Origin of the sequence: Nostoc sp. NMS8 (genome assembly GCF_017115045.1) — a bacterium.
Classification (GTDB): Bacteria; Cyanobacteriota; Cyanobacteriia; order Cyanobacteriales; family Nostocaceae; genus Nostoc.
In genome coordinates this window covers 187,073-207,393 of the sequence record NZ_JABXKK010000116.1, presented here as the reverse complement: position 1 = coordinate 207,393, position 20,321 = coordinate 187,073, and the positions used below count along the sequence as shown (strand labels likewise).

Below are 20,321 nucleotides of genomic sequence, written 5' to 3'. Positions count from 1 at the left end.
AGTTTTTTCACTTTGTCGCTACGCCAATAATATGAGGACTAACAATCGGCAATGTTGCATCAAATCGCTCATAATTAATGCTGCTAAAACCAGCATTTTCTAAGGCTATCCAAGTTTCTCTATCTGGATAACAACCATCACCGATTGCTTTCCAAATCGGACTAATTCTGTTTTGCATTTGTCGCAATAAACTTCCTTGAGGTGCAGCGACATGTTCAATAAATAAGAAGCGTCCACCTGGTTTCAGTACTCTTAAAATTGCCTGTAATGTATAGTCTATATTCGGTACTGAACACAAAACTAATGTACTAACAACAGTATCTATGCTGTTATCTTCTGCATCTAACCATTCTACATTGCCAATGCGGAGGTCGATGTTTAAATTAAGTTTTTCTGCCTGTTTTTTGAGATAGGAATGAATATGTGGGTTTGGCTCAATTCCTATCCAGTGGATATCTTTAGGGTAGTAGGGTAAATTAAGGCCTGTTCCTGGGCCAATTTCTAATACTTTACCTTGGAGATTCGCAAAAAGTGAACGTTTGCGATCGCCGATAATTTTATCATACGTGCCGCTACTTTTCGCCATCATCCAGGCAAAAAAACGTTTACCAAAATTGCCATAAATCTGATTTGGTGAATCTCCCATAATTTGGTTTACAGTCATCATCTACTTCCTAAATTTTGAGTCTATAAATTGCTGTATCAAGCAACCAGTTCTAGCCTTAAGGTACTATATTTTGTATTTTTTCTGCCTCACCCATTAGATTCACCTAATAGGGTGAATCGGATTAACTTTAGATACTTTAAAAGATATTTATGCTCCATCTCAAGATAATAAAGAGCGTTCCGCAATTGGGAACGCCCTATTTTTGTAAATTCTATTAAGATAGTATGGATTTAAATTAAAAATTGCTTGTTGCCAAAATCAAGCATGGAGATTTGCTTGTTCTTGCAACCAAGGATCTACAGGTTGTCCATCTTTACGTCGTAATTCAATTTCCACTACCATCACTTCTTTGGAACCAGGAGGCGCAGGTTTTTTATGGAAAATAATGTCATAATCTTCTGGATTATGTTTGCGTTCTTTTAACCATTCCTGTACTTTTGTTGTGGCAAAAAATGATTGCCCTTGTTCAAACATTCGGGTAATCTGCAATTGCAGTGTATAAGGATTGATGCGACCCATTTTCTACCGCCTTTGTTAAGTTATTTTTCGGATGAGTAATCTGTTTACCCTAGATAATCTAATGCTAGTGCCAATTGGTTTTTGCCCTCTTTGGCAGTAGGTACAACTTAAGTAATGTTATAATGATAAGTCCAAAAATGACTGCACTCCACTACTGAAGTTGTATGTACAATAAAGTACGAAGAAACAAATTAGTTAAGGATTGTTCAGCATTTCTCATGGTCTCTACAACATTTCACTACTTAATTCTGTTATAGATTGAAAAGAGGCACGCCGCTTCAAAAACTGACCGACAGACTGAGATGGTTGTTATGAAGAGCAAAAATCAAGCTGTTTTCGCTTTAATTGTCAAAAGCACTATTGTTTTTTTACCCTTACTGTTATCCGTTGGAATTGCCAGTGGACAATCTGCACCATCACCTAATCCAGTATTAACTCCTACTCCGGTGTTATCGAATCAGGAACGGGAAGAACTAGCACGACTACGAAGGGAAAAGCGAGTTCAACAGCAAGTCCAATCTGATCTTAATAGCGCTTTTAGCCGTACAACTATCTTACTTGATGTTTGGCTAGTTATATTGAGTCTATTTCCAATTGCAGTCCTGGCCTCGTTATGGCTTCTGCGACGAACGGTAATTCGTGAAATTGTTGATAGGGCAATGCAACAACTACAGGGAATGGAAAAATTACAAAATCAGCTTACCACTGCTAAAGAAGAGGCTGAAAATGTTATTCAAGAAGCCAAAAAAATAAACTATGAATTAGAACAGGAAACTATTGCTTTACAACAAAAAATTAAAAGCGAACAAGAGAATGTATCTATTTTTACATCTGAGCTAAATTTAGCTAAATCACAGGTATTAAGTAAATTAGAAGCTGAACTCCAAAAATCTCAAGAAAATATAGAAAATTTAGAGTCTAAATTTGCTTCTAGTCTATCTAATTTAGAGTTAGATTATCAACATAAAAGAGATATAGCACTGGAGAATCTCGGAAAATTAGCCTCTGTCATAGCAGAAGAACTAGCTGATTTGAAGTTAGGTGTGCAACAACAGCAAGAATTAGCTATTGCTGATTTAGAAGTATCAAAGTCTGAGTTTACATCTCAACTTTCTGGATGGCAGTCTGATGCTCAAAAGCAAAGAGATATAGCTTTTGAAAACTTAAATAGATTGCAGTCAGAATTTGCTGCAAAATTATCAGAATTACAGATAGATGCTCAAAACCAAAAAGATATCACGCTGGGAAATTTAAGAATATTCGATAAAGAATTGAAATTTCAATTATCTGAATTACAAATAGATGCTGTTGAGCAAAAAAATAAAATTGTTGATAATTTAGGAGCATTACAATCAGAGTTTGCGGTTCAGCTATCTGAGTTACAAGTAGATGTTCAAAAGAGTAAAGAACTAATCATTGAAAATTTAGAAAAATCTGGTTCTGAATTTACTTCGCAATTCTCAGAATTACAATGGAATACTCAACAACCAAAGATTCTAATTTTGGAGAAGTTAGAAAGATTAGAAACTGAGTTTGTCTCTCAACTATCTGAGTTACAGTTAGATGCTCAAGAAAGAAAGAATCTCATCCTTCAAGAATTAACTGAAGTTATACCTGAATCTGTTTCAGAGGTAGTGAATTCTGAAATTGAAGAAGAAATACAGGAACAGCCACAACAACCAGAATTCACTGCTGATGAGTATGTAAAACAGGGAGATGCCTTGTTTTCTCAAAGACGCTATGAAGATGCGATCGCAGCTTACAACCAAGTGGTTAAAATCCAAGCTGATGAACCTGTGGCTTGGTTAAAACGAGGGCTAACTCTCGGAAGGTTAAAACGCTACAAAGATGCAATTTCGTCCTACGATCGCGCTATTCAGATTCAACCAGATTATCATCAAGCTTGGTGCGATCGCGGCGTTGCTTTGGGAAACTTACAACAACATCAGCAAGCCTTTGCCTCATTTGAGAAAGCTACACAAATCAAGCCTGATGATGCCGTTGCTTGGTTGAATCGCGGTCTTTCTCTAATAGCATTAGAACAATATGAAGAGGCAATAGTCTCCTTCGATAGAGCTTTAGAATTCCAGCCCAATTCTCCCAAAATCTGGGATAAACGCGGTTATACTTTAGTGAGATTGGGACGCGATGATGAAGCGATCGCTAGTTTTAACAAAGCCTTAGAAATTAAGTCAGATTATGCCAGTGCCCATTACAACAAAGCAGCTTGTTACGCACTGCAAAGACAAGTTGAACGATCTCTGCTAACTCTACAACAAGCAATTGAACTCGATCCCAGGTATAAAGAAGACGCAGCAACCGACCTAGATTTTGATGAGATTGCCGACGATGAGCGTTTTAAGCTCTTAGTTACAGAATAAAAACCTAAAATGCATTGGGCATTAGTTATTCCGCTCTTGCTTCCCCTGCTCCCCTGCTCCCCTGCTCCCCTGCTCCTCTTCGCCCACTCCCCACACTTGAATTCTGTTCCCCAGACATCGCTTTAAGTTTAGAGGTAAAAGAGTCAGAGCGATCGCTTGTTTCTGGAGTAAATTGCCCGATTGGGGCATGAATAGTAGCAGGCGGCAGCAGTTTTGGCTGTCGTTGATGATGGCTTAGTGATGGGGAAGGTGGAGGACTTTCTTGTGAAGTTTGCCTTTGGCTGACAGTAGATGCTAGCTGAAGGGTTGCCGAAGAGGCAAATTTCCCAGAAAGCGAAGACTTCAAAGCAGTTTTATTCTCTCTATCTTCCTGCTTTCCTTCTTCTTCAGCTAAAGATGCCTTTGATTGGGAGCTTTTCAGTTGTAGAGTTGCAGTATTGCTGTATTGATAGCCGTTGCGAATCTTTGATGGTGGTAATTGAGGACTCGTCACTTTCTCTACAGTGGGATTTTTCTTCGCTGGTGCTAGGGCTGGTGTCGGCGATGAGGTTAAGCTTTGGGGAAACTTGCTACAAACCATACGTTCAAATTCCATATTGAAATGATATGTAGCCTGATCCCGGCGCTGCCAAAATACTAAGATTTGTTGTACAGAAACCGCTTTATAACGACCTTGATATAGTGCCTCAATCACTGCCAGGTGTAGCCAATTAAGTGGGTATTGCGTTTGCCAACGCTCAACTAGCTCATTGGCACTATATCCACTGAGATCAAAACTATAGTTAATTAATAAGGCGATCGCCAAGTTGGCAGAAGTATCTGGAAGTGTTGTTAACATGGGGCTATTAGCTTTAGGCAATAGGTCTAAGATTTGTCACCCACTGCATATTAGCCTAACGTGCTTTTAACTACATGGTTTTTTTCCCACAAGTTACCAAAACGATAAGCAGTGTCCCCTATTTTACTTGCCAACTCCTAGAATGCAACCCTACATAGACTGATTTATATAAATTTTCAATTATTTACACTATGAATGAGATGGGGATTGGGGACTGGGGCATTGCATTGGGCATTTAGTGTACTTTAATTAGTTTAAAAGCTCTGTAATCGGCGGTGTTCTCCCAATGGCGACTAATGCCTGATAAACCATTGCTGCAACTTCGGCGCGTGTTGCTAAACGTGAAGGTGCAAGCACTTTCGGATCTGGATAGTTGACAACTATTCCCCATCGTGTAGCAGTAGCAACGGCTTTTCGGGTATAGTCGGGAATGGTATGACGATCGCTATATACTTCCAAAATATCGCTATCAACTGCTGGTAGTCCCACTCCATTCACTAGGGAGACAATCACCTGTAGCCGCTGCACATGTTGATCGGGGCGGAAAGTGCGATCGCTAAATCCGCCAACAAAGCCACCGCTAGCCGCAATTTGGATAGCGCTATAAGCCCAAAAATCCTTGGGTACATCCGTAAAATCAGGTGCTAGGATTTTGGAAAATGGGTTAAAGGCGATCGCCACCATATCTGCATACTGGGCGCGAGTCATGGATTTATCTAGCTGGTAGCGACTATCAGCAAAAGCATGAGTTAAATTCATGCTCACTAATGCCTGAATAAATGGTTCTGCCCAATGTCCATTTAGTTCGGGAGATGGGGATTGTGTCGAGGTATCAAAATAACTAGTGCTAACTGCTACTTGATTGATTGGGAGCAATTCTATCAAACCCTTGACTAGAAGAGGATTTAATTGATTACCTACGGAAACTAATTTTTGTGTAGTAGCATTATATAAATCAAATTCATGATTATCACGAAAAATATTATTGGCGGGATTTTGGGTATTACCTAAATCGGGGACTGCATTGCCATTGACTAATAGACCACCTTGGGTATTTTGAGCAATGAGATTTTGACGCAGTAGAGGTTGGGCGTTGCGAGAAAGTGCGATCGCTGTGCGATTTTCTGATAATTTATTATTGGCGATCGTTGGAGCCGCAAAATCACTAATTGCTATGCCTAAAGGGTTTCTTTGAAATACATTCCGCAGTACTTCTCCCTGGCTATGACCTGCCATTACTAAACCGCTAGCAGTATTTTGCACAAATATATTATCTGAAATTGTGGGCTTGGCAGTACCAGTGGTAAACACACCTTCTCGCCCACAGTCACTTAAAGTATTGTTAGCTAAAGTAGGTACAGCCGATTCAATCCAGATACCAGTACCCTTGACCGAAGGATTGGTAACAGTTACACCTAAAACACAGGCATTATCTACCAAGAGCAGTGTAATATTTTGCATACCAAAGCTGAGACTTTGATACTCACCACTCCCGTAAATTACAATCTCTGCACCCTTTTTTGCTTCATTACCCACCACTGTCGTCCCTCCAGGGATGACCAGTGGGAACATCTCACCACTAGCAGCGCTGTAATTTCCCGATTCCAGATGAATTATCGTCTGGATTTTGGTTAATTTTAAGGCACGGGTGAGGCTTTTAAACGGACTCAACCGTGAACCAGTATTGGTATCATTCCCTGTCAGAGGGTTGACATAGAGTGTGACAACGAGGGTAGAGTTCACCATTGATAGTTGAGAGTCAATTGTTTTAATTATGACAATCAACAGTGACATTAAAGCGGCTCGTTGCTCTTTTGGAAGAGGATGAAACAGATGAATATGGAATTTTACAACCGAGCCAATCCGCTTTTAAATTAGCTATGCGATTGGTTGTAGATGCCTATGATACTATGGGCGATCGCTTCCCCAAACCATCGGTTTCAACGGATGAACAAGGCGGCATTTGACTAACATGGAGCAAACAGCCACCTGAATGTGAAGTTAGATAGGTTTGCCCAGCCTCAGATGAACAACAAGCTTAAGTAGGTGGGTGAGAAAATTTATAACTATGTCATTGCGAACGTAACGAAGTGGAGTGAAGCAATCACAAGGTTTTCACCACTTTTACTTTTCGTTACATAGTTATATTTATTTGTGCCTGCCTACTTATCTGTATTATGAATTGGGAGATAATTACGCCGTCGAACGGGATGTATGTGACAGCATCGATATTGGTGCAGTGGTTGGAGTGGCTAAACCAAGTATGAGTGTGTCAAACATTCTCATCAAGGATTGTTCCTTCTATATTGGCTCCATCCAAATTTGCTCCGCTCAAATTAGTCTGGTTCAAATCTGCTTGAGTAAGATTCGCCTGAGACAAGTCAGCTACAGTTAAATCTGCACCACTTAAATCGGCTCCATCTAGATTCGCCGCTATCAAACTTGCTTCCTGTAAATCTGCCTCACTCAAGTTAGTGTCAATTAGTTTCGCAACCGTCAAATCAGCGCGATTCAAATTAGCTCCTTCCATTGCAGCTCCATCCAAGATAGCTCCCTCCAAAATAGCTCCGCTTAAGTTGCTACCACTGAGATCGGCATTGCTCAAATCTGCTCCATTTAAATCTGTCTCAATCAAACTGGCGTGGCTTAAATTAGCGTGACTCAGATTAGCTCCATCTAAAATTGCTTTATCTAAAATTACACCACTGAGATTGGCTTCCCTTAAGTTGGCCTCGCTCAAGTTAACACCAGTAAAATCTCTGACACCTGCGGCATAGTTTTTCAGAAGTTGATCTGCTTTCATATTTGTCGCTATGCTAAAGAACATTTAATTGAGGCTATTAACTGAGGCTATCCAGAGAGGCAGTGAATTTCCCTCCAGTACGCGCCACTGAAGATTTGTGTGGTGAATCAAACCAGAGTGAGTAGTGAATCAACTTTATCTAGATTAGCCATCCTTAACCACTAACGCCACTATCTAGAGTTATGAGTTACTTTCACACTTAAGAGGGATGTTGAGAGATTTAAAATCTAAAATTCCGTAATGACAAAATCAAATAATTGATGAGCCATTTCTAATTTAGAACAAGGTGCAATTTCTAGCTGATTTCCTTGACTATCTAAAAATATCGCTTGATTATTATCGCTACCAAAACCACTATCAGGTCGATCGATGGGATTGGCAACGATCGCATCGAGTTTTTTATTTTCTAATTTTTCTAACGCAGGCTTGACAATCTCCCCAGTTTGTGCTGCAAAACCAATTAATATTTGATGCGGCTGTTTATGTTGTGCTAACTGGGCGACTATATCCGGTACTGGTTCCAAAGGTAAAGCTTGGGGGAGCGATCGCTTGGGCAATTTTTCTGTACTATAATCTCGTGGCTTCACATCTGCCACGGCTGCCGACATCACAATGACATCAGCATTGGGTAAACATTCCACCATAACCTGCTGCATTTGCTCGGCACTAATGACAGGAATTGCTTGCACTCCCAATGGGACATCCCAATTAGCTGGGCCATGTACCAAGGTGACACTTGCCCCTCGATGAAGTGCCGCCTGCGCTAAAGCTAATCCCATTTTACCTGTGGAAGGATTACCAATAAACCTTACTGGGTCAAGATACTCTCGCGTTCCCCCAGCGCTAATTAACACTCGTTTACCGACTAAATCTCGTTTACCTTGAGTGTGTAACAACGATTGGACATGAGCTAAAATTTCTGGAGGTTCTGCCAATCTACCAGCACCGACGCGATCGCACGCTAATAATCCTGATGCTGTACCCATCCCATGATATCGGTAATCTATCAATAGCTGTTGCCAATTCCGCTGCACCGATTGCTGTTCCCACATATCCGTATTCATTGCAGGTGCTAACAGCACGGGACAAGTAGAAGCCAGCACAGTATTTGTGAGTAAATTATCCGCCATCCCGTAGGCTAACTTTGCTAATGTATTAGCTGTTAAAGGGGCAATTACCATGACATCTGCCCATTCACCCAACTCAATATGCAGCGGACGAGAGTGAGTTGCTTGCCAAAAATCATCATCTGTGTAGGCGGGATGACGAGATAGGGTTGCTAGAGTCAGAGGTGTGATAAATTCTTGTGCCGAACGGGTGAGGATGACTCGGACTTCTACCCCAGTTTTAAACAGTCTCGAAACCAGTTCACAAATTTTGTAGGCGGCGATACCGCCACCTACACCAATTAGAACCCTGTTCAATTTTGGATTAGTCATGGTAAAAAGTTAGGAGTAAGTAGTTACAAAATAGTTATAAATCCTAACTCTTAACTCCTAACTCCTAACTCTCAACTAGGCTTCATCGTAAGGTTCTAAGTCTAAGAGGTAGATATAGGGTTCAACTAACTCTGGACGCTGAAATGCGATCGCTCGCAATAGATGCCAATCATTTAAACCCTCAAAAGCATTACTATAATTATCCAGTTCCAGACGTGTAGCTAGTTCTTCTACTTCTACTGCGCTCATGGCAGCAATTTCTTTTTGGGAAATGCTTAGAGTTGTCATAATGCTTGCCCCTCCCTTATGCAGCACTCGCCTTCAGCCTGGGTTAAGTTGCACCAAACGCAGCCACCCAATATATATTACTCATTAGAGGCCATTATTTTCGTGAAAATTGTCAGAATTTGTACGAGAATTTATCAAAAATTTGTAATGCTGACTAGCCAATGGTATTGACAACGAAATTTCGTAGCACTTCTAACGTTGGTAAATGTATTTCATGCCCCATATCAAATTCGTGGTATTCTACCGCCACTCCTAGAGACTTGAGAGTTTCCTGTGCCTTCAAAGCAGCTTGCAGGGGAACAACTTCATCATATCTACCGTGAGTGATTAAAGTCGGCGGAATTTTACTTTTAGCTGCTGTTAGTGCATCAGGATGTAAATATCCGCTCATGACAACTAAACCTGCTAGGGGTAATTTTGAGCCGACATCCAAAGTCATTGCTCCGCCTTGAGAAAATCCACTTAAAATGGTGCGTGATAAAGGTATGCCAGTGCTACTTTCTAAAGATTCCAAGAAATCTGTTAACAGTTGCCGACTTTCTGGCAACCCTTCATACATATTTTCCACCCGTAGATCATACCATGCCCTCCCTATCGGGGAATAGGCATAAGGAAAAGGTGCATTGGGCAATACAAACTGGTAATCAGGTAAGTTGAGCGAGGGTAACAAAGATGCTACATCCTCAGCGTTAGCACCCCAACCATGCAAAGTGACAATTAAGCCTGCGGGGGGTTGAGAAGTTGCTGTGGGAACGGTAATAGCTTGTAAAGACAGAGGTTTACTCCTAAATTCTACTTTTGTACATAGATCCTATCTCTTCAAGCAGCTTAGTATTTAGCGGTATTTGCTACTAGACCAAAGAATGCGATCGTCATCTTAGACACTAGTTGGAGTTGAATCGGCAAAATAACTAGATAACTCTGAATAGGTAGGTATAAAATAATTATGGACGAGCAGCTAATTGCCGCTATTGAGTCACGTGATGCCCAGCGTGTAAAAGAATTATTGGCTACAGGCGCAAACCCCAATGCCAAAAAAGGTAATGAAACAGCCTAAGCTGTTGGTTAAGGCAAGAGACGCGATGAATCGCCGTCTCTACAATAATGAGTCTTTTGTTTTAATGACGATTTATGAGTCTTTTGTTTTAATGACGATTTATCGCGTCTTTGTGATCTCGAATTTTCATTTTACTATCCAATCTATAGCAGATGCTTCGGTAATATCAGGCACTTCTAGACGATTTTTCATCCGGTAAAGTACTTTTTCTGGCAGTTTTGCAGTCCGATCGCCATTTCTTCTCAGCAATTCTTCCCAAGCTGCCTCTAAATACACAATCCGAATACTGGCTTGGTAACTGCCAAACAAACGAACTAGCATCCCCCGCAGTTGGCGGCTGAGGTTGGTTGCATTCCATACAAAGGATTGTCCACTTCGCATATACTCTTTAGCGATCGCCTTCGCTGCATTTGCTACTGCACCTTGGTCGTCTTTAGGATTAATTCCCATTGTCTTTCGCAGTTTATCTAAAGAAATTACGCCCCACTCAGGGAGATTTTCTTGAATCCAAGTATCTTTTCCAGAACCAGGTAATCCTGACATCATCACCACCTGAAAGCGTGTATCATCATAAGCTGCATAGTCTGGGTTGCCATCTTCTTTTTGAAAATAAACAAACCGACTATGGGCTGACGAAAATACTCGTGGCCGATCAAAACAGTGATTTTCCTGGCAAAATTCCCGAAAAAACTCAATTCGTTCCAATAACTGTATTTGATCGTCACAGTTGCGCCCTTTCACATCTGCTTCTGCAAGTAAACCCAGTAAATCGCAACGAATAATTTGACTTGTTTTAATGACTGCCCGTTCGGGGTTGGGTTTGTCCCAAAACCACAAGGGCAAGCTACCATATTTCACCAAAGCTACAATTGCCTGTCGTTGATGAAAGGGCACATCCAAATCCCAGAGAATCTCCTGTGCCATTTTTGCACCTTGCAGTACATGACCTTTGGAGGTGATGCTGCCATCTGTTTCTATTTGAGTAGAAGCAGGTTTAGCGACATCGTGTAGCAAAGCCGCAGCAAACAACACAGAACGTTCTGTAGCTGGCAATGCCCGCCATTGGGGTAATGCCACCAATGCCTCGCATACTAGCTTTGTGTGGGTGAGAACATTTCCTTCAGCATGATAACGTGGGTCTTGGGGGCAATCAGCAAGCAATCGCAACCAATCAAATTTTGCTTCCAATGCTGACCAATCTATCGACCAGTTGCGTAGGCGCAGCCCGTCGTAGACATCGCTGGGGCAATAAGGAAATGACCAAAATTGCACCGAAGTATTCATATTGCTATCCTCAAATTTACTTGTTTGTTTTATATTTTTAATGACCTTTAACTACCTTTCGCCACAAAGTCCAGAAGGTCATGCGAACAAATCAGCACCGATACACAACTGATTTGGTATTATTGGGCGGTTCAGCCAATGCCTATCCGATTGCAGAATGGTTGTTAAAAAGCTCGAACGCACATATTTATACCGATGAGTAACGATATGTCTCGGCTCAACTTTGATGTATAAACCTTCCATCAAAGAACTTTGGTCAGTTTGTTTTAGGGAACGCTCAACATCAAGTCCAAGTTCCTGACAAATTTGCTGGAAACGTTGCATATATGCAGCAGTTTGATAATGGGACTCACCCACCAACTTAATAAGTTGCTTGTAAGATTGGAGTTCACCAGCAAACAATATGGGTACTGAAACTAGAGGTAGCCCAGCAAGTAACTGCTGACGGCTTTTAGTGGACAGAAAAACTTGCTTTTCTAAATCCAGCACATCGTATTCTAGAAAGTAGTGGGGTAAAGCATCGTAAAAAACCGTGTGCTTGGCATACAGCCATTCTCCAAAGAGAATAAAATGACTTCCCAAAACTTCCCAAAATGCTGCGGCGTAAGTGTGTGCCCACTGTTTAAATAAATTAAAGTGCTTTTCTCGCGCCCCACCAGTTAAGTAGTGTCCCCGGCTTTGCAGTCGGATTTGTCCATCAGATGTAAAGCTAATAGCTGCGTTTGCACCATCAACTTTTTCTTCAACTACTACATACTGGTTTTTAATCGCACTAAAAGGAATGCTATTGAGGTCTTCATCCCCAGGTTGCAAACGCGAACCCTCAATGTGATGGGTACGCGGATATTTATAAATTTGTTCCATGACTTTTCTGCCTTGGTGACTGCAATCAAATAATTTCTTGGCAAATTTTCACGAACAAGTAATTCTCCTAGAGTCCGTTATCTAAGGATTGTTAGCATTCGCCATTGAAGTAAGTTTGATTGATACCAGGGACTACATAAGTCTTTACCGCAGATTTTCAATAGTAGTATTCTTATAATACATATATTTCACAGTTTGAGGTATCGTTTTCGGAAACAAGCAATGTTTTACATTAACTGTATGTTATCTGCTTCATCTTCAAGCAGGATGGTGTTCAGAAGATTCAATTCGCTGGATGCCAGAAAATAGCGATCGCTAAAAACTGTTGATTTCTAATGAAATTTTAGGGATTTAATCCAGCTTGCTGAAAGATTGCATGAGGGGTAATTTCCAATTCTGGTAGTAAATCATCAGTAATTATTTGATGAGATCGATAAGTAATCGGTAAGGAAGATGGCTACAGTTACAGTTCTAGCTTTTGATATTTAGAGACTAATACCAATTTGAAAAATGATTGCCACAGATGGTTTCACAAAACCCAGACACAGAAAGCGATTCCCAATCCAAAATCTAAAATCTAAAATTCAAAATGGTCTTGAAGTAAACCAAGGCTTATGCAAAACTTGAGATCCTTCGCTTCTAGCCTACTTTTAAGGAATTGATCAATGGCGCGTCTAGCCCTGCTGAGTGTATCTAATAAAACTGGTATAATTGACCTAGCCCGTAGCTTGGTTGAAGAATTCGACTTTGATTTAATCAGCAGTGGGGGAACAGCCCAAGCCCTCAAAGATGCGGGACTCCCTGTCACCAAAGTTGCAGATTATACAGGTTCTCCAGAAATTTTAGGTGGACGTGTAAAAACACTACATCCCCGAATTCATGGCGGGATTTTGGCACGGCGAGATTTTCCCGAAGATATTACAGATTTAGAAAATAACCAAATTCGCCCGATTGATTTAGTGGTGGTGAATCTATATCCTTTTGAGGAAACGATCGCTAAACCAGGGGTAACATTATTAGAGGCTGTTGAACAAATTGATATTGGTGGCCCAGCTATGCTACGGGCATCATCGAAAAACTTTGCCCATCTCACTGTATTATGCGATCCAGCACAGTATGACGAGTATTTACAGGAATTGCGCCAAAATAACGGCGTAGCTTCCCTAGAGTTTCGGCAGAAGGCGGCATTAAAAGGATTTTCGCATACTGCTAGTTACGATCGCGCGATCGCCTCTTACCTCGCAGAAGCACAACAGTACACCCTGAACGGTACACAATTGCAATCTCTGCGTTACGGTGAAAACCCTCATCAACCCGCCACTTGGTATCAAACTGGTACTACTCCAACAGGATGGGCAGCTGCGACAAAACTCCAAGGTAAAGAACTTAGTTACAATAACTTAGTTGATTTAGAAGCCGCACGCCGAATCATTGCTGAATTTACTGATACCCCAGCAGCAACGATTATCAAACATACAAATCCCTGTGGTACGGCATTGGGAAGTACAATTTCCGAAGCGTACCAAAAAGCTTTTAACGCTGATTCTACTTCTGCCTTTGGCGGTATTGTCGCACTCAACCGTCCGATTGATGCGGCTACGGCTAGCGAGTTAATCAAAACATTTTTAGAATGTGTGGTTGCACCAAGTTGTGATGCGGAAGCCCAAAAAATCTTGGCAAAGAAATCTAACGTCCGGGTTTTGACTCTAGCTGATTTGAGCAGCGGCCCTAAGGATACAGTGAAAGCGATCGCAGGTGGTTTCCTTGTCCAAACTAGCGATGACATCATTGCTGATACCAGTCAATGGCAAGTTGTCACCGAACGCCAACCTACACCCGACGAATTAGCCGAATTGTTGTTTGCTTGGAAAGTATGCAAACATGTGAAATCTAATGCCATTGTTGTGACCAGCGATCGCACTACACTAGGAGTAGGCGCTGGTCAAATGAACCGCGTTGGCTCAGTTAAAATAGCTCTAGAACAAGCCGGGGAAAAAGCCAAAGGTGCAACTCTCGCCAGCGATGGATTCTTCCCCTTTGATGATTCAGTCAAAACAGCCGCAGCCGCAGGAATTACAGCCATTGTCCAACCAGGGGGAAGTTTGCGCGATAAAGATTCTATCATTGCTGCTAACGAACTGGGTTTGCTGATGGTCTTAACTGGTGTACGTCACTTTTTACACTAAATTATTGACCATAAAGTGTACACTTTTAAAAGTGTCACATTATGTACTTGCTTTTGATAGAAGCAGTGATATGTTAAAGTCGTGTGTGAGGAGCAAGTTAAAAATAAAAAGCGTTTGGGGTGGAAACACGGCAACACTCCCAAGCGCTTTTTAATTTGTCAGAAGTTGGATTGCCTGTGCAGTTTTGAAAATGTTACTCAATATACTTGCCATTTAATAGAAGTAGTGATAATATCTATTTGTGTGTGAGGAGCAAGTTAAGAATAAAAGATGTCTGGGGTGGAAACACGGCAACACTCCCAGGCATTTTTTAGTTTGTATACCATTATCGCTAACCCAAGGATATTGTTTTAGTCGTAGGGATGCTAGGCGAGAGCTAGTGTTAATAGTAGGAAATCTTTTCTAAAAGCTCTCTGACTTCAGTTGGGTTGCGGAGAATAATAACTTGCTGGTTTGGTCTTGGCTGACTAAGTTTTTCTAGAATTCCAGGACGACGAGTAATTGGGTATGACCAGATATATTTGAGAAATTCCCAGTTCAATCTCTCAGGGCAATCTGATGCCATATCAGGTCTAGATTGTCCAGCATAGATGAAACGACGTTTAATTACTCGCGACAAACATAAAATCCGGGGAAAATCCAAAAAAATTACCGTATCTGCAACCGACAAACGAAGGTCGAGAGTACCGCCATAGTTACCATCCATAATCCAAGATTCTCGTAGGGTTAGGTCTTGGATTATGCTTTGCCATTCAGTTTTTGGAGTCTCAACCCAACCAGGATTCCAGTACCAAGCATCCAAGTGAATTACTTCTAAACCTAAAATGCTTCCCAGTGCGCGAGCTAGAGTAGATTTACCAGCACCCCCAGAACCAATAATCAAGATTTTCTTCACTTTAGGTTTGCACCTTCTTCAAGCTCAACACGGTAAGCATTGCTCACCCAAATAACCGTCTTCAGCGCAACTCAATACGCCGCTACAATAGTACCACTACAAGGATTATGCCCAAATTATTGATATTATGACGACTGCTACGACTGTAAAAACTGAGTATGAAGCGATTATTGGTCTAGAAACCCATTGTCAACTGAGTACCAACACCAAGATTTTCTCTAATAGCTCTACGGCATTCGGTGCTGAACCCAATACTAACATTGACCCGATTTGTATGGGTTTACCTGGGGTTTTACCTGTACTCAATGAGAAAGTATTAGAATACGCTGTCAAGGCTGGTTTGGCACTAAATTGTCAAATCGCTAAATATAGTAAATTTGACCGCAAACAGTATTTTTATCCAGATTTACCCAAAAATTACCAAATTTCTCAATACGATCTACCGATCGCAGAACATGGTTGGTTAGAAATTGAGTTGGTAGATGGTGAGGGGAATCCAATTCGCAAACGCATTGGTATTACGCGTCTGCACATGGAGGAAGATGCGGGAAAATTGGTACACGCAGGCAGCGTTGGCGAAGCCTCTCGGAACGAGACTCGCCTTTCTGGTTCTTCCTATTCTCTGGTAGACTACAATCGCGCAGGTATCCCATTAGTAGAAATTGTTTCAGAACCCGATCTGCGTTCTGGAGTAGAAGCTGCTGAATATGCCGAAGAATTACGCCGGATTGTCCGGTATCTCGGCGTGAGTGACGGTAATATGCAGGAGGGATCTCTGCGTTGCGATGTCAACATTTCCGTGCGTCCGGTGGGACGAAAGGAGTTTGGCACCAAGGTAGAAATTAAAAACATGAACTCCTTCAGCGCCATCCAACGGGCGATTGACTATGAAATTGAGCGCCAAATCGCCGCCATCGAAGCAGGCGATCGCATTATCCAAGAAACTCGTCTCTGGGAAGAAGGCGCTCAACGCACAAGTAGTATGCGGATTAAGGAAGGTTCAAGCGATTACCGCTACTTCCCCGAACCAGATTTAGCACCAATTGAGGTGTCAAATGCACAATTAGAGCAATGGCGGAGCGAACTACCAGAATTACCAGCCCAAAAACGCCATCATTATGAAAGTGAGTTGGGGCTTTCCCCTTACGATGCGCGAGTGTTGACAGAAGATCGTTCAATAGCCGAATATTTTGAAACTGCGATCGCATCTGGAGCAAATGCCAAAGCTGCTGCTAACTGGATTACTCAAGATATCGCCGCACACCTCAATAAGCAAAAACTCAGTATTACTGAAATCGCCCTGACTCCCACCAATTTAGCGGATATCATCACTCGCATTGAAACGGGTAAAATTAGCAATGCTCAAGCTAAAGAAAAGCTCCCAGATTTGCTGAGTGGTATTTCTCCTGAGAAAGCCTTTGCCGATCAAGAGTTAATCACCGATCCTAGTGTACTGGAACCCATTGTTGATGAAGTCATAGCCGCCAATCCCAAAGAACTAGAAAAGTATCGCAACGGTAACACCAACCTCAAAGGCTTCTTTGTCGGACAAGTTCTGAAAAAGACAGGCAAACGTGCCGATCCTAAGCTGACTAACGAATTGGTCGAGAAAAAACTGAATGTTTAAGTAGTTCGGGGTAAATAATTATTGTTGGCATAAGGTAGGGGGCAGGGGAGAATAACCAATGCCCAATGCCCCATACCCAATTCCCAAGTAAGTATTTTCCCGGTCTTCCTTCACAAAGTCTTCATATAAAAGCTGGTGACAACCCTCATACCTAAAATGATATGCTGTGGTAAGTAGATGCACCCTGATGATCTGGAGAGCTGCTTAAGTAGCTCTCTTTTTTATTTTATTTTTGTGGTATTTACGTATATGATTCAATACAGTTCAGAATGAGCAACAAAACACTTGTATAAACGGCGATTTATCGCGTCTCGAAAACTCAAAATTGTTGCCAGTAGCCCTTAACGCAAGCGTATTGGGATATCATAAAATTTTTAGAAATAATCTCAATAAATAAGTATTAACCCTTAAAAAATAGATGAGAGAGAGTACAATACTGCTGGGGTTTTGTATTTTTAACTCGGAATTGGGTTTTGGGAAAAGGTTAAAGGTTTCCCCTTTTCCCAAAACTCGACAAGTATTGAGAGGTTGTATGAAATATTAACTCCCCGCTTCCCATTGCTAACGAGTGCGTAGGCGTAGCCCGCCGGAGGCATCGCTAGAGTTCGGTTCTATATTGCTAACTGTGGTTTGGTTTAGGTAATTGTAGACTCTTCTCGAAACTTCACGGACAAAATCTCCAGCTTTGCGATCGTAGTTTGGTCTTTGCACCAAAATGCCTGCTAAATAGCTTTTTCCGTTGGGCATTTCAATAATACCTGCATCCCCAATGATAAATCTCAATGTGCCAGTTTTGTGAGCAATGGTAGCTCCTTTACCAATACCAGCCGGTAGCAAACTATTAGTTTTGACACGACGCATGATCCCTAAAACTTGATTGCGGCTGTTTGGGGATAGTAAACGATTGTTAGAAACTAACGCCGCCAATCTGACCAAATCTTTGGAACTCGTTGTATTTGTGCCAGCGATGTCTGGAAGTAGATTCCGCATTGCTGTATTTTGTAATCCCCAACTACGAAAACGTTGACTAACTTTTGCTGCACCACCCAAGCGATCGAGAACCAGATTTGTGGCGGTATTATCGCTGATTGTCATCATCAAGGTAGCAGTTTCTAGGACGCTAAATTTACTTCCAATGGGTTTATATTGCATAATTCCAGATTCGCCAACCTTTAAATCGCGCCGCATCACTAATTTATCTGTTAGTTTAATTCTACCAGCATCTATTTCTTGGAAAAGAGCCACTAACAAGGGAAATTTTATTGTACTTGCAGCAGCAAATCTTTTTTCGCCATTAATATCTATATAGTTACCTGTATCTAAATCTAAGAAAAATATTCCAGGGTTTAATGATTTATAAGTTGCTAACAATGCGCGAATTTGAGAACTGATGCCCTGCATTTCTTGACCAAGATTGACAACTCCTGCAAATGTTAACGCATCAGTGGAATTAATGGCAATATCTTCTCTGTTTTCCCCAAAAATGCTATTGCTTTGGCGGTCAAAAGAGTTAAACTTTACAATCCAATGGGAACGAGAATCTCCCTTAATGGATAAATTACGAGAAGTAATATGATAACCTGGAGCAAATTGGATGACAAAACGAGTTGTTTGACTGTCCAGTTTACCAATTCTAATTTCTTTGATCGCATTACCAAAAGCTTTTTTAACACTATCTGAATTAAAATTAGTTCCAGGTAAGTCAATTACTAATCGATTAGGATTATCTAATAAAAAGGCTTTTGGTTGGATTCCCGAAGTTGTAGTTAGGTGTAATTGGTTTTGCTGAGAGTCAAAATACCAAGACTGTAATCGTGAGGCTTTAGCTTGTCCTGCAACTAGAAGCAAACTGCTTAAACCGATCGCAAGTAAATGTGATTTCATGTTGTGATTGTAGGTGTGCAACGATGTAGCAACTAATCAACTTTACCTTAGATTGTTTTCTGAGGATCGTACTGGAATTCCGGAGAAAAATTCAGAAATGCTGTTGAGTTATTTTTTAAAATGATGTTTAGGATTAGCTCGGCACAAAAAATCATCATTACTTATTAAAGTAAATCGCTCACAGTTTCATTGATGATCTGAGTTGACAACCACAGAAATTGTTAATCTAGCGGAACGACGAGCCAAAGATTAATTATGTTTCCAACTTAGGGATTATCAAGAAATTATCCAATTTTATGGGGTGGGGTCTCGCTTGCTCATAAATAAGGGCGGACAAGATGTCCACCCCACAAGAAAAGTTAGATGTTTTTTTATTTGGAAGTCCCTTATATTTTATACACTCATGTTAAAAGAAATCAGCCACCCAAGGCGATGCACCTGCAAATATTTGCGTAGCTGCTGATATAGCTGTTTCTGTTCCATGCAGTTTTCCGGCTATTTGTAAATGGTAGGGAGTGAACAAACTTGTATATAGTGGTGCTAGTTCTCTGACATCTAGCTGCAATTCACCTTTTCCACCTTTTGTAACTTCACCCCGTCCATTGGCAACAGAAAGGATGAATTTACCATTGTTTGCATCTAGCAAATTATCCTGAATATCTAGGTGCAATTCAGCTTGAATACCCGATGGATAACCACGCATTTCCAATGCCTTGACTACATCTACTACCCGCAGCATCCAACGCATCGTATGTTTGAGTTTGGCAGTTTGCTCTGGTAGCAGCAATGTCAAGGAATCGCTCACAGAACTCCTCCATCGCACCTGCTCAATTTGGGAGCGATGACTGGCCAGAAAAGACCAGAATGATTGTGCAGCCGCAACTGTGAGAATTACCCAATCCTTGACTCGCAGGATGGTGCTATCTTCTGTTGAATGTTGACTGAAGAGGATATATCCTTGGGGTTTCTCTTTAGTACCAATAAAATATGCGTAAAATGTTTCTTTATCATCTGGCTGGATTAAGCGCTCCCAAATTGCTGGATGTCGGTCTAAATATCCATGCGTTAGTCTCGCCTGCTGCTGATATAGTTCGTGAAAGACTTGATGATTTAGCGGAAATATTGGTTGCAAAGGTAGAGGTTGCTCTCGCAATTGGATACTTTTAGTCGGAACTTCCCAATTACACCAGCTACCCCCCTGTTCATACCCGACTTTTCGGTACAAGCCTTGAACTGCTGGATAGAGAGCAGAGAGCGGTATACCCCTAGCATAAAGTTCTTTGAGGGTATGTTCCATAAGAGCGATCGCAGCTCCCGAACCACGATACTCTGGAGCAATGCCCACTACTGCAATTCCTGTCATTGGTACACGCAAACCACCCCACCACTGGCCCATATCCAAAGTTGCCAATCCACCAATTAATTGCTCTGACTCACGAATAATACGGAAATTTTCCACGCCAATCAGATTGATATAAGCTTCCTCACCTCCAAGTGCGCTGATAAAACACTGCTCAAAGATATGCCCAAGGTGCTGGATATCTTGTGAATCGGTAAGAGTGCTGTATTCAAATTGAGCCGTCATCTCT

General features: G+C 41.4%; 17 protein-coding genes. 4 read left to right on the top strand and 13 right to left on the bottom strand.

Annotation, left to right across the window (positions count from 1 at the left end):
* Window positions 1-7 precede the first annotated feature (7 nt).
* Both HWQ39_RS31885 and HWQ39_RS31880 read right to left on the bottom strand, forming a co-directional pair.
* The gene (locus HWQ39_RS31885; protein ID WP_292853950.1) at window positions 8-667 is read right to left on the bottom strand and encodes a class I SAM-dependent methyltransferase; all 660 of its coding nucleotides are present in this window, start codon (window positions 665-667) and stop codon (window positions 8-10) included.
* A gap of 258 nt (window positions 668-925) precedes the next feature.
* The gene (locus tag HWQ39_RS31880) at window positions 926-1,186 is read right to left on the bottom strand and encodes a hypothetical protein (protein ID WP_194043036.1); all 261 of its coding nucleotides are present in this window, start codon (window positions 1,184-1,186) and stop codon (window positions 926-928) included.
* 311 nt (window positions 1,187-1,497) lie between these two features.
* Here HWQ39_RS31880 and HWQ39_RS31875 point away from each other — a divergent pair, with 311 nt between their 5' ends.
* Window positions 1,498-3,567 (top strand): tetratricopeptide repeat protein, encoded by a 2,070-nt coding sequence (locus HWQ39_RS31875; protein WP_292853949.1) that lies wholly within the window; start codon window positions 1,498-1,500, stop codon window positions 3,565-3,567.
* 25 nt (window positions 3,568-3,592) lie between these two features.
* Here HWQ39_RS31875 and HWQ39_RS31870 read toward each other — a convergent pair whose 3' ends face one another.
* Together HWQ39_RS31870 and HWQ39_RS31865 are read right to left on the bottom strand one after the other, a co-directional pair.
* Window positions 3,593-4,405 (bottom strand): hypothetical protein, encoded by an 813-nt coding sequence (locus HWQ39_RS31870; RefSeq protein ID WP_292853948.1) that lies wholly within the window; start codon window positions 4,403-4,405, stop codon window positions 3,593-3,595.
* Between the two features lie 249 nt (window positions 4,406-4,654).
* The gene (locus HWQ39_RS31865) at window positions 4,655-6,151 is read right to left on the bottom strand and encodes a DUF1565 domain-containing protein (protein WP_292854026.1); all 1,497 of its coding nucleotides are present in this window, start codon (window positions 6,149-6,151) and stop codon (window positions 4,655-4,657) included.
* A gap of 41 nt (window positions 6,152-6,192) precedes the next feature.
* Here HWQ39_RS31865 and HWQ39_RS31860 point away from each other — a divergent pair, with 41 nt between their 5' ends.
* Entirely contained in the window at window positions 6,193-6,372 is a 180-nt protein-coding gene (locus tag HWQ39_RS31860; RefSeq protein ID WP_292853947.1) for a hypothetical protein, read from the top strand.
* A 305-nt stretch (window positions 6,373-6,677) separates the two neighbouring features.
* Here the strand turns inward: HWQ39_RS31860 and HWQ39_RS31855 are convergent, their stop codons facing one another.
* The 6 genes from HWQ39_RS31855 to HWQ39_RS31830 all read right to left on the bottom strand — a co-directional run bounded on the left by HWQ39_RS31855 (window position 6,678) and on the right by HWQ39_RS31830 (window position 12,140).
* A complete protein-coding gene (locus tag HWQ39_RS31855) occupies window positions 6,678-7,208 on the bottom strand; it encodes a pentapeptide repeat-containing protein (protein ID WP_292853946.1) in 531 nt (176 codons plus the stop codon).
* A gap of 227 nt (window positions 7,209-7,435) precedes the next feature.
* The gene (coaBC, locus tag HWQ39_RS31850; RefSeq protein ID WP_292853945.1) at window positions 7,436-8,647 is read right to left on the bottom strand and encodes a bifunctional phosphopantothenoylcysteine decarboxylase/phosphopantothenate--cysteine ligase CoaBC; all 1,212 of its coding nucleotides are present in this window, start codon (window positions 8,645-8,647) and stop codon (window positions 7,436-7,438) included.
* A 75-nt stretch (window positions 8,648-8,722) separates the two neighbouring features.
* Window positions 8,723-8,935 (bottom strand): DUF2555 domain-containing protein, encoded by a 213-nt coding sequence (locus HWQ39_RS31845; protein WP_094351471.1) that lies wholly within the window; start codon window positions 8,933-8,935, stop codon window positions 8,723-8,725.
* Window positions 8,936-9,089: 154 nt separating this feature from the next.
* A complete protein-coding gene (locus tag HWQ39_RS31840; RefSeq protein ID WP_292854025.1) occupies window positions 9,090-9,710 on the bottom strand; it encodes an alpha/beta hydrolase in 621 nt (206 codons plus the stop codon).
* Between the two features lie 408 nt (window positions 9,711-10,118).
* Window positions 10,119-11,276, bottom strand: coding sequence for an AAA family ATPase (locus HWQ39_RS31835; protein WP_292853944.1), 1,158 nt, complete (start codon window positions 11,274-11,276; stop codon window positions 10,119-10,121).
* Between the two features lie 78 nt (window positions 11,277-11,354).
* Window positions 11,355-12,140, bottom strand: a complete 786-nt coding sequence (locus HWQ39_RS31830) for an RNA ligase family protein (RefSeq protein WP_292853943.1) — start codon at window positions 12,138-12,140, stop codon at window positions 11,355-11,357.
* Window positions 12,141-12,805: 665 nt separating this feature from the next.
* Between HWQ39_RS31830 and purH the strand changes: the two genes are divergently transcribed.
* On the top strand, window positions 12,806-14,326 hold the full coding sequence (gene purH / locus HWQ39_RS31825; RefSeq protein WP_292853942.1) for a bifunctional phosphoribosylaminoimidazolecarboxamide formyltransferase/IMP cyclohydrolase: 1,521 nt from the start codon (window positions 12,806-12,808) through the stop codon (window positions 14,324-14,326).
* Between the two features lie 382 nt (window positions 14,327-14,708).
* Here the strand turns inward: purH and HWQ39_RS31820 are convergent, their stop codons facing one another.
* Window positions 14,709-15,221, bottom strand: a complete 513-nt coding sequence (locus HWQ39_RS31820; protein ID WP_292853941.1) for a DNA topology modulation protein — start codon at window positions 15,219-15,221, stop codon at window positions 14,709-14,711.
* 127 nt (window positions 15,222-15,348) lie between these two features.
* On the opposite strand from HWQ39_RS31820, the gene gatB reads away from it, so the two are divergent.
* Window positions 15,349-16,848, top strand: coding sequence for an Asp-tRNA(Asn)/Glu-tRNA(Gln) amidotransferase subunit GatB (gene gatB / locus HWQ39_RS31815; protein WP_292853940.1), 1,500 nt, complete (start codon window positions 15,349-15,351; stop codon window positions 16,846-16,848).
* 561 nt (window positions 16,849-17,409) lie between these two features.
* Here gatB and HWQ39_RS31810 read toward each other — a convergent pair.
* Window positions 17,410-18,732, bottom strand: a complete 1,323-nt coding sequence (locus HWQ39_RS31810) for a serine hydrolase (RefSeq protein ID WP_292853939.1) — start codon at window positions 18,730-18,732, stop codon at window positions 17,410-17,412.
* A gap of 406 nt (window positions 18,733-19,138) precedes the next feature.
* Complete coding sequence (locus tag HWQ39_RS31805) at window positions 19,139-20,317, bottom strand: GNAT family N-acetyltransferase (RefSeq protein WP_292853938.1); 1,179 nt, start codon at window positions 20,315-20,317, stop codon at window positions 19,139-19,141.
* Window positions 20,318-20,321: the final 4 nt, after the last annotated feature.

Coding starts and splice junctions, on each gene's coding strand:
- HWQ39_RS31885 (WP_292853950.1), bottom strand. CDS start 667: ATGATGACTGTAAACCAAATTATGGGAGATTCACCAAATCAGATTTAT.
- HWQ39_RS31880 (WP_194043036.1), bottom strand. CDS start 1,186: ATGGGTCGCATCAATCCTTATACACTGCAATTGCAGATTACCCGAATG.
- HWQ39_RS31875 (WP_292853949.1), top strand. CDS start 1,498: ATGAAGAGCAAAAATCAAGCTGTTTTCGCTTTAATTGTCAAAAGCACT.
- HWQ39_RS31870 (WP_292853948.1), bottom strand. CDS start 4,405: ATGTTAACAACACTTCCAGATACTTCTGCCAACTTGGCGATCGCCTTA.
- HWQ39_RS31865 (WP_292854026.1), bottom strand. CDS start 6,151: ATGGTGAACTCTACCCTCGTTGTCACACTCTATGTCAACCCTCTGACA.
- HWQ39_RS31855 (WP_292853946.1), bottom strand. CDS start 7,208: ATGAAAGCAGATCAACTTCTGAAAAACTATGCCGCAGGTGTCAGAGAT.
- coaBC (WP_292853945.1), bottom strand. CDS start 8,647: ATGACTAATCCAAAATTGAACAGGGTTCTAATTGGTGTAGGTGGCGGT.
- HWQ39_RS31845 (WP_094351471.1), bottom strand. CDS start 8,935: ATGACAACTCTAAGCATTTCCCAAAAAGAAATTGCTGCCATGAGCGCA.
- HWQ39_RS31835 (WP_292853944.1), bottom strand. CDS start 11,276: ATGAATACTTCGGTGCAATTTTGGTCATTTCCTTATTGCCCCAGCGAT.
- HWQ39_RS31830 (WP_292853943.1), bottom strand. CDS start 12,140: ATGGAACAAATTTATAAATATCCGCGTACCCATCACATTGAGGGTTCG.
- purH (WP_292853942.1), top strand. CDS start 12,806: ATGGCGCGTCTAGCCCTGCTGAGTGTATCTAATAAAACTGGTATAATT.
- gatB (WP_292853940.1), top strand. CDS start 15,349: ATGACGACTGCTACGACTGTAAAAACTGAGTATGAAGCGATTATTGGT.
- HWQ39_RS31810 (WP_292853939.1), bottom strand. CDS start 18,732: ATGAAATCACATTTACTTGCGATCGGTTTAAGCAGTTTGCTTCTAGTT.
- HWQ39_RS31805 (WP_292853938.1), bottom strand. CDS start 20,317: ATGACGGCTCAATTTGAATACAGCACTCTTACCGATTCACAAGATATC.